This window comes from Gordonia sp. DT219 (assembly GCF_049847065.1).
GTDB lineage: Bacteria > Actinomycetota > Actinomycetes > Mycobacteriales > Mycobacteriaceae > Gordonia.
The window spans coordinates 35,904-44,574 of record NZ_JBNCNR010000029.1; the positions used below are offsets into that span (position 1 = coordinate 35,904).

The window sequence follows — 8,671 nt, forward strand, 5'->3', positions numbered from 1 at the left end:
AACTCAGTGCAGGACCACCGCGAGCGCCGCGTCGAGCCCGGCGCCGGCCACCCGGTGTGCGGCGCTCTCGGTCATCGCGAGCAGGATCGGCGGCGTCGTGGTGTTGCGAGTGGGTGTCGACGCCGCGGCGGTCGGGACGAGCGCAACGATGGCCCCGGCGGCCAGGATCTGCGCTTGCGCGTTGAGTACGTCGACGACGTCGCCGGCGCGCAGCAAGGAGGCGACGGTGTCGTCGGCCAGCCGGATCGGGACCAGCCGCGCGTCGGCGCGTCCGGTCAGTTGCATCGGCAGACGTGGTGAGAGCAGCCGGGATTCGGTGACGACCTCACCGGTACGCACCGGGCCGGTCACGGTGTGCGCCTCGCCGTCGGCCCGCAGTCGCAACGCCCCGTCGGGAACGAGCTCGACGGGAAAGCGGAGTTCCCGCAGATCGGTGCCGGTGATGGTCTGGCCGGGCAGCAGATCATGTGCGGCGACCAGGACCGGGGCATCGGTGGTGGCACGCTGGCCGCCCACCTCGACGACCACGGCGACGGCCACCAGCACACCGGACGCGACGCGCCGGATCATCACCGACCGTGCCCACCCCGGCCGCACCGCGTACGCGACGCGGTCACGCAGCCGCGGACCGAGTGCCGTTCCCCGCCTCCGAAGGTCCATGCGGCAGAACGATACTGGCGTGCGGGCGCCACAGTGGACGGGTGACGGCCGGCTGTGGACAGACCCCGGGCTTCACACGGTGTTTCCACAGAGATGTGCGTGCCGATTGGACGCAACCGGGGTCGAACCGGGAGAATGGACGGCGGTGTGCCGGGAAGTCTGGTCGGCTCCGTCCTCGAACAGGGCGGATTCGTGCCGACCCGATCGCAGATCTGCACCGATCGCGATCCCGACCGAATCAGGAGCTGCCGATGGCAGAACCCGAATTCACCCCGCCCACCTCGACCCGCCGCGACCGGTTGCGCCGCATCCTCGCCCTCGACACCACCAGCGGCATTCTGCTGCTGGCCTTCGCGGCTGTCGCGGTCGTGTGGGCCAACACGCCGTGGCGGCACGCCTATCACGACCTGCTGGCCATCGAGGTCGGCCCGGGATCGCTGGATCTGCATCTGTCGCTGGAACAGTGGGCCGCCGACGGGCTGCTCGCCATCTTCTTCTTCGTGGTCGGGGTGGAACTCAAACACGAATTCATCGCCGGGAGCCTGCGTGACCTGCGGTTGGCCGGGGTGCCGATCGCCGCGGCCGTCGGCGGGATGATCAGCCCGGCGCTCGTCTATCTCGCCGTCGTGGCCGCCATGTCCGGCGACTCCTCGGCGTTGCACGGCTGGGCGACGCCCACGGCCACCGACATCGCCTTTGCTCTCGCGGTGCTGGGGATCTGCGGGCGCGGTCTGCCGCTGGCATTGCGCACCTTCTTGCTCACCCTGGCAGTGGTCGACGATCTGCTCGGCATCATCGTGATCGCCACCGTCTACACCGACACCATCGACCTGCTGACACTGGTGGCCGCGGTGCTCGTCGTCGCCGTGTTCGCGATCGCGGTCCGCGCGCCACGGACGCGCTGGTGGGTGCTGCTCCCGCTCGCCGTCGTGGCGTGGGGACTGATGCATGCGTCGGGCGTACACGCCACCGTCGCCGGTGTGCTCCTCGGGTTCGTGGTGCCGGCCAAGCCGATCCGTAGTGAAAAGACCAGCCGCGCAGAGGTTTTTGACGACGCCGTCCGGCCGTGGTCGTCATCGGTGGCGTTGCCGCTGTTCGCATTCGCCGCGGCCGGGGTGTCGGTGGTCGGTGCCGGGGGTTCGCTGGTGCAACCGGTGTCGATCGGCATCGTCGTGGCGCTGGTCGTCGGCAAGTTCGTCGGGGTGCTCGGCGCGACCGCGATCATGACGCGGTTCACCCCGCTGCGCCTGCCCGACTCGATCGGGCTGCGTGACCTCGTGCCCATCGGCATGCTCACCGGTGTCGGGTTCACCGTCGCGCTGCTGATCGCTGAACTGTCCTTCGGTGAGGGCGAGCATGCGGCGCCGGCCAAGGCTGCGGTCCTGTGCGGCTCGGTGGTGGCCGCCGCCCTCGCCGCGGTGCTGTTGCGCTGGGACGCGCGCAAGGCCCGCGACCCCGACATGAACTGCGACGGCATTCCCGACCACGACACCGAGGTCATCGGCGGCTGAACCCGTCTTGGCGCCCTCTCCGGCACTGTTCTTGGCACCCTCTTTGGCACTCGGAATGTCGGAGTGCCAGTCTCAGTTAAACTAGGCAAGATTTCATACGTTTCCTGTGGAGGTTTGCGGTGCCCACCTACTCGTACGCGTGCACGGAGTGCGACAACAAGTTCGATATCGTCCAGTCGTTCTCCGACGATTCGCTCACCGAGTGCCCGCAGTGCGCGGGCCGATTGCGCAAGCTCTTCAACTCCGTCGGCATCGTCTTCAAGGGCAGCGGCTTCTACCGCACCGACTCACGCAACGGCTCCACGTCGTCGGAGAGCGCGTCGTCGTCGGAGTCGAAGTCCGAGTCCAAGTCGGATGCCAAGTCGTCCTCGGACTCGTCGTCCGCCAGCTCCGGCTCGTCGTCGAGCGACTCGTCTTCGTCGTCGAGCAGCACCAAGGCCGCGACTCCCGCGTCTGCCTGAGTCGGTCCCGATCACCCCAGCTTTTCGAACCCGCCGCCCGGCGTGAGCGCCCATCCCATGGGCACGTCGTAGGCGTCGGCGGGTAGGTCGTCGACGAGTTCGTCGTCGTAGACGACTCCCACCAGCTCGGCCCTCGACCCGCCGATCGTGCGGTCGTAGTAGCCGGCACCGCGGCCGAGGCGGATTCCGGTGTGCGCCACGGCCAGCGCCGGTACAAAGATGACCGCCGCGTCGTCGACGGCATCGGCGCCCAGGCGCGGGCCACGCGGCTCGAGCAGACCGAACCGCCCGCGCTCGAGGGCGTCCGCCGGCCCCGTGTCTGCCAACCGATAGTGCACCCACTCGAGTGGCCGCGGATCGCCTGCAGGCACCGCGGGCAGCAGCACCGCGCACCCGCGCTCATGCAACGCATCCACGAACTCCACCGATCCCGGTTCGGCGCCGATGGGCACGTAGGCCGCGATCGTCACGCTCGGTCCCAGCCGGAACGGACTCGACGCGAGATGGGTGATCAGCGCCGACGCCGCGTGCGCGCGATCGGTGGCAGGCATCTGCGCACGCCGGGCCGCGAATCGCGCCCGCAATTCGGCCTTCGTCGGCACCGCCGCCTCCTCTCGTCCCGTCTGGACCGGCAGCCCGCCGCCGAGCCGGTGTGACGCTCGTCTCGGCCGTACTGTCCGCCCAGCGTCGCACCGCGGTACCTGTGGCTCGTTCCCGGCATCCGACACTAGGGTGTTCTACATGACCAGCGCGAGTAGCTCGACGACCGAGTTCCCGGAGTACAGCGACACCCCGGACACCCCGCCGATTCCGCGCACCGCGGTGGTCCCGGCGGCGGGCCTGGGCACCCGGTTCTTGCCTGCCACCAAAACCGTGCCCAAAGAACTGCTGCCCGTCGTCGACACCCCCGGTATCGAGCTGGTGGCCGAGGAGGCGAAATCGGCCGGTGCCGAGCGGCTGCTGATCGTCACCGCACCCGGCAAGGACGGGGTGGTCGCACACTTCGTCGACGACTTCGTCCTCGAGAGCACCCTGGCCAAGCGCGGCAAGCAGGCCATGCTCGCCAAGGTGCGCAAGGCGCCGTCGCTGCTCGAGGTGGCATCGGTGGTGCAGGAGAAGCCGCTCGGTCTCGGTCACGCGGTCGGCTGTGTCGAGGACTACCTCGACGACGACGAGGACGCCATCGCGGTCCTGCTGCCCGACGACCTGGTACTGCCCGGCGGCGTGCTCGAGGTGATGGCCCGCACGCGTCAGCGCCGCGGCGGCTCGGTGCTGTGCGCCATCGAGGTACCCGAGGATCGGATCAGCGCCTACGGGGTCTTCGACGTCGAGGATCTGCCCGACGCCCACAACCCGAACGTGAAGCGGCTCAAGGGCATGGTCGAGAAGCCCGAGCCCGGGCAGGCGCCGTCGAATCTGGCTGCTGCGGGACGATACATCCTCGACCGCAAGATCTTTGACGCGTTGCGCCGCATCAAGCCCGGCGCCGGCGGTGAACTGCAGTTGACCGACGCGATCGCCCTGCTCATCGAAGAGGGCGAGCCGGTACACGTGGTGGTCCACCACGGCACCCGCCACGACCTCGGCAATCCCGGCGGCTACCTGAAGGCGGCCGTCGACTTCGCCCTCGATCGCGACGACTACGGCCCCGATCTGCGGGAGTGGCTGACCGAACGCCTCGAGCGGGACTGAACGGCCGGGCACGCGGTGTGCGACGGTGCGGTGTCTCCGCGCGCCTGCCGCGTGCACGCCGCGGCGGCGGCTAGCCTCTATGCGAAGGTCGCCCGGGCAGGGATCCCGGCCGATGACGTTGCACGCGGCCGGCGGCGGAGTGAGGTGAGATGCGTTCGGTTGAGGATCATCTGTCGTTGGTGACGGCCGCCGCGGTCGCGCCACGCCCGGTACGTGTGGCGATCTCCGAGGCGCAGGGCCTGATGTGCGCCGAGGAAGTCGTCACCGAACACCCGATGCCGGGCTTCGATCAGGCCGCCGTCGACGGCTATGCGGTCCGCGCGGTGGACGTGGCATTCGCCGGGGTGCCCGCGCCCGAGGACGTCGAGGCGTTCGACGCCAACGGCGCCGAACTCATCGACCTCGAGGCCGGTGAACCGATGATCGTGTCGTTGCCGGTCGTCGGCGAAGTCGCGCCCGGCGCACGCACCCCGACCCGGCTCCAGCCGCGGCAAGCGGTTCGGGTCGAAACCGGTGCTCCCATGCCCACTCTCGCCGACGCGGTGGTCCCGCTGCGCTGGACCGACGGCGGTGACTCGAAGGTCAAGGTCGGCCACGGGGTGGAGAGCGGCGACTATGTGCGGCGCGTCGGCGACGACGTGCAGCCCGGTGACGTCGCGGTGCGCGCCGGATCGATCATCGGGTCGGCGCAGGTCGGCCTGCTCGCCGCCGTCGGCCATGCCCGGGTGCTGGTACATCCCCGGCCGCGGATGTCGGTGATCTCCATCGGCTCCGAACTCGTCGATATCGACCGCACACCCGGCCCCGGCCAGATCTACGACGTCAACAGCTACGCGCTGGCCGCGGCCGCGCGCGACGCCGGCGCCGACGTCAACCGCGTCGGCATCGCCGAACGGGACAGCTCCCGCATGCGCGAAGTTGTTGAGGCTCAACTGATCCGGTCGGAGATCGTGGTGATCTGCGGTGCCATCGGCGGCTTGGCGGGGCATGCGGTGGTCGACGCGCTGGCCGACCTCGGCGACCTCGAGATCGTGCGGGTGGCGATGCACCCCGGGTCGGTCCAGGGTTTCGGCCGGCTCGGCCGTGACGATGTGCCCACCTTCTTGCTGCCTGCCAATCCGGTCAGCGCACTCGTCTCCTTCGAGGTGATGGTGCGCCCGCTGATCCGCATCGCGCTGGGCAAACGGCAGCCGATGCGACGGGTCATCAAGGCGCGCACCATCGGTCCCATCGCGTCGGTCAAGGGCCGTAAGGGATATCTGCGCGGTCAGCTCATGCGGGACGAGCGGTCGGGGGAGTACCTGGTGCAGGTCCTCGGCGCGTCCCCGACCGGCTCGAGTCACCTCCTGGCCGAACTCGCCGAGGCGAACTGCCTCATCATCGTCGAATCCGACGTCGAAGAACTCGGCATCGGCGACGAGGTCGAGGTGGCCTTCCTCGCCCAACGCGGCTGACATCTGGCCGCGCTGCGCGCATGAGCCGGTTACCGCCGCGCCGCCGACCGGTCACCGCATAGACTCCCTGATGTGTTCAGGTGGCTGAGTGGCGACCCGGTCAGTCCGGGATGGCCGGCAACGTTGGGACCGCTGGGGACCCCGGCGGGGGCGGTCACCGTGCGGCCCGTGAAATTGCGGGATGCCAAGGACTGGAGTGAGCTGCGCATCCGCAACCAGAACTCGCTGCTGCCCTGGGAACCGACGGGCATCGGCCCCTGGGCGTCGCGGCATCAGGTGAGTTCGTGGCCGCCGCTGTTCGCGGTCCTCAAATCCGAGGCCAAGCGGGGCACGTTGCTGCCGTTCGTGATCGAACTCGACGGCCGCTACATCGGGCAGCTCACCGTCGGCAACATCCAGCGCGGAGCGGTGCGCACGGCGTGGATCGGATATTGGATCGACGCAGGCCATGCCGGCCAGGGCATCACCACCGCGGCCGTCGCGCTGGGCGTCGACCACTGCTTCGGGCCGGTCGGACTGCACCGCCTCGATGCGACGGTGCAACCGGAAAACGTTGCCTCCCAAGCGGTGCTGCGCAAGATCGGCTTCCGCCGGGAAGGGCTGCTGGAACGCTACATGGACGTCAACAAACGGTGGCGCGATCACTACCTCTACGCCCTGACCGTCGAAGAGGTGACCGGCAGCGCCGTCGAGACCCTCGTCCGGTCGGGGCGGGCGGCGTTCCTGTAGCGGCCCCGGCTGCTCACGTCGCCGGCTGGCCGAGTCGCCGGCTGCTCAGCCGCCGAAGAACAACGCGAGCGCGTGCGCCGAGTCGAGCGCCGACGACACGTTCGCGGCACACACCACGCCGGTTGCCACCGCGAGCACCGTCAGTGCGGCCGCGGACGCGTATCGACGGCTCCGGTGTCCGGCCGGGGTTCGGCGGGCCGCGGCTGCGATGCCAACCGCCCAGCCGCCGAAGGCGACGACGAGGACGGCGGAGATCACAGCGAAAGCCTTGTGGTACAGGGCGAAATCGTCGACGAGGACCGAAAGTGGCGCAGACGGCACGGTACCGCCCGGGGGCGTCAGTTGCGCGTACGCCTGCTCGCTGATGGCACTGATCCGGGGATCGCCCGCGTAGGTGGCCAGCGGTATCAGCGTGGAGAGCGGGGCGACGACGCCCTGCAGGTTGGCCGCCACGATGGTCAGCGCCAGGGCGGCGACGACCGCCGCGGGCGTGGCGCGTACCAGGTGTCGGCCGGAACCGTCGGGCGCCGTCGGGGTGCGGCGGCCACCGCGGTAGAGGTCGATCGTCAGGCGCACGGCGACGACCAGAAGTGCCGCCGCCAGAACTGCTTTCACGATGTGGAAACGCTGCCAGTAGTCGACGAGTGCGGCCAGATCGTCCGGGAGCTGTGCGATGCCGTGGGTCCAGAAGTCGACGACGGCGTCGGCGGTGGCTGCTGACATGTCGGCGGGTCGGCCGCCGCCCAGCCCGGCCAGGGGTGCCGGGAGGAGCATCGTCGCCGCACCCAGGGCGACCGTGGTGCCGGCGAGGGCGATGACCCGACGAGGGCCGGGACGGCTGGATAAGTGAGTAGTCATGGGCGAGAGTGTCTTTCGGATGGAGGATGGGGCGTCTACCATCCTTCGCATGGGGTTGGTGCCACCGCATCGGCGGTGCGAACGGTTCTGTCTCCTGTGGACTCCTCCGCGCGGATGACGGGGGAATCGTCCGCGCGGAGGGTGCTGGGGGCGCGGTGCGGCGACTACAGTCACCGTGCAGGTCGTCGGGTTCGTGCGGTCGGTGGCCACGTGTCGGCTGCTGTCGGTGGTGGTGCCGGTGGTGCTCGTACTCGGTTGTGCGGCAATCCAACTCGTCCAGCGGACCGGTCCGATCGCCGATCGACTGGTTGCGGGACCAATTACTCACCCGTTCGCCACTCGAGGCTAGGTGTTCGTTCAAGGAATGTTTTCCGCGATTCCCGTTTTGGGGGGTCTTTCCCGGTCCGGAATTTCCGCCTACCGCCCCTACCGGCACGGATGGGAATCAATGAACGCGGTGTCGGTCTTAGTTAGGTTGCCGAATCCTGTGAGTCGTGGTTAGGTATCTGGGAACGGTTCAGAATCTGACATCGCACATCCACTGCGGTGTACTGGTGGGTATGAGGGAGGCGTCATGTGAGCGATGGCAATCCTCGAGGAGGTCTTCCAAATCATCGACCTTAAGACTGGAAACGCCGACGTCAGCAACAGTTGGCGAAATGATCTGAGCAGGGCACTCGGTATCGCACGAGACGTGATGCAGTCGGTCAAAACGAACATCCCGCGGCCTCCCAAGACCGCGCCGCCGCCCACTCCGCCGGCGGCAACGCCATGAGGCAGTTCGATCGGGCTCAGCCGACAAGCTCACAAGAGACATCGATACAGGACACGACAGGAACGAGGACATAGTGGGCGTTGGAGCGAGAGGCTGGCGGGAATTGGCCGTCGGTGCCGCCGAGATCCTGGGTGAGGACTGGGTGCTCGCAGGCAAAGGGGCCTCAACGCGGTTGGTCCGGGCGCCCGTCGGACGGTGGCTGCAGTTCGTCGGCTACGAAGACACCCGTCTGGGCAGGCTCATCGCTTACAACACATTCCTGGGCTGGCCACCGCAGGCTTCGCAATCAGGTGACGGGCCGGCAACGATTAGCGATCACTTCGTTATGTCGGGCGAGCAACGGCCGCGACGCTTTGACACCCTTGGCTTGGCCGAAGGCGTCGCGCAGTGGGCGCAGGCAGTCGACACTGAGGTGTTCAAATCAATCACCAGCGTTCGAGAAGAACTGGAACTGCTAGTGTTCCGCGCCGTTAATTCATTGAATATGTTGTAGGGTTGGGTATGGCACGCACTGGACGCCCAAAAGCCGCT

General features: G+C 68.5%; 9 protein-coding genes. 6 read left to right on the forward strand and 3 right to left on the reverse strand.

Annotated features, from left to right (window positions below; all coding sequences use genetic code 11):
* Window positions 1–3 precede the first annotated feature (3 nt).
* Window positions 4–660: an SAF domain-containing protein gene (locus ACPXB3_RS20305; protein ID WP_425729310.1), complete on the reverse strand. Its 657-nt coding sequence runs from the start codon at window positions 658–660 to the stop codon at window positions 4–6.
* A gap of 251 nt (window positions 661–911) precedes the next feature.
* On the opposite strand from ACPXB3_RS20305, the gene nhaA reads away from it, so the two are divergent.
* Both nhaA and ACPXB3_RS20315 read left to right on the forward strand, forming a co-directional pair.
* Window positions 912–2,171 (forward strand): Na+/H+ antiporter NhaA, encoded by a 1,260-nt coding sequence (nhaA, locus tag ACPXB3_RS20310; RefSeq protein ID WP_425706492.1) that lies wholly within the window; start codon window positions 912–914, stop codon window positions 2,169–2,171.
* Window positions 2,172–2,290: 119 nt separating this feature from the next.
* Entirely contained in the window at window positions 2,291–2,632 is a 342-nt protein-coding gene (locus tag ACPXB3_RS20315; RefSeq protein ID WP_425706491.1) for an FmdB family zinc ribbon protein, read from the forward strand.
* Window positions 2,633–2,643: 11 nt separating this feature from the next.
* On the opposite strand, the gene ACPXB3_RS20320 is transcribed toward ACPXB3_RS20315, so the two are convergent.
* Window positions 2,644–3,234, reverse strand: coding sequence for a 5-formyltetrahydrofolate cyclo-ligase (locus ACPXB3_RS20320; protein ID WP_425706490.1), 591 nt, complete (start codon window positions 3,232–3,234; stop codon window positions 2,644–2,646).
* A 139-nt stretch (window positions 3,235–3,373) separates the two neighbouring features.
* Between ACPXB3_RS20320 and ACPXB3_RS20325 the strand changes: the two genes are divergently transcribed.
* The 3 genes from ACPXB3_RS20325 (at window position 3,374) to ACPXB3_RS20335 (ending at window position 6,507) form a co-directional block, all read left to right on the forward strand.
* Window positions 3,374–4,324 carry a UTP--glucose-1-phosphate uridylyltransferase gene (locus ACPXB3_RS20325; protein WP_425706489.1) on the forward strand — a complete coding sequence of 317 codons (951 nt, stop codon included), beginning with the start codon at window positions 3,374–3,376 and terminating at the stop codon, window positions 4,322–4,324.
* 149 nt (window positions 4,325–4,473) lie between these two features.
* Window positions 4,474–5,778: a gephyrin-like molybdotransferase Glp gene (gene glp, locus ACPXB3_RS20330; protein ID WP_425706488.1), complete on the forward strand. Its 1,305-nt coding sequence runs from the start codon at window positions 4,474–4,476 to the stop codon at window positions 5,776–5,778.
* Window positions 5,779–5,850: 72 nt separating this feature from the next.
* Window positions 5,851–6,507, forward strand: a complete 657-nt coding sequence (locus tag ACPXB3_RS20335; protein WP_425706487.1) for a GNAT family N-acetyltransferase — start codon at window positions 5,851–5,853, stop codon at window positions 6,505–6,507.
* A gap of 45 nt (window positions 6,508–6,552) precedes the next feature.
* Here ACPXB3_RS20335 and ACPXB3_RS20340 read toward each other — a convergent pair whose 3' ends face one another.
* On the reverse strand, window positions 6,553–7,365 hold the full coding sequence (locus ACPXB3_RS20340) for a hypothetical protein (protein WP_425729312.1): 813 nt from the start codon (window positions 7,363–7,365) through the stop codon (window positions 6,553–6,555).
* Between the two features lie 878 nt (window positions 7,366–8,243).
* On the opposite strand from ACPXB3_RS20340, the gene ACPXB3_RS20345 reads away from it, so the two are divergent.
* Entirely contained in the window at window positions 8,244–8,633 is a 390-nt protein-coding gene (locus ACPXB3_RS20345) for a hypothetical protein (RefSeq protein ID WP_425729314.1), read from the forward strand.
* Window positions 8,634–8,671 lie beyond the last annotated feature (38 nt).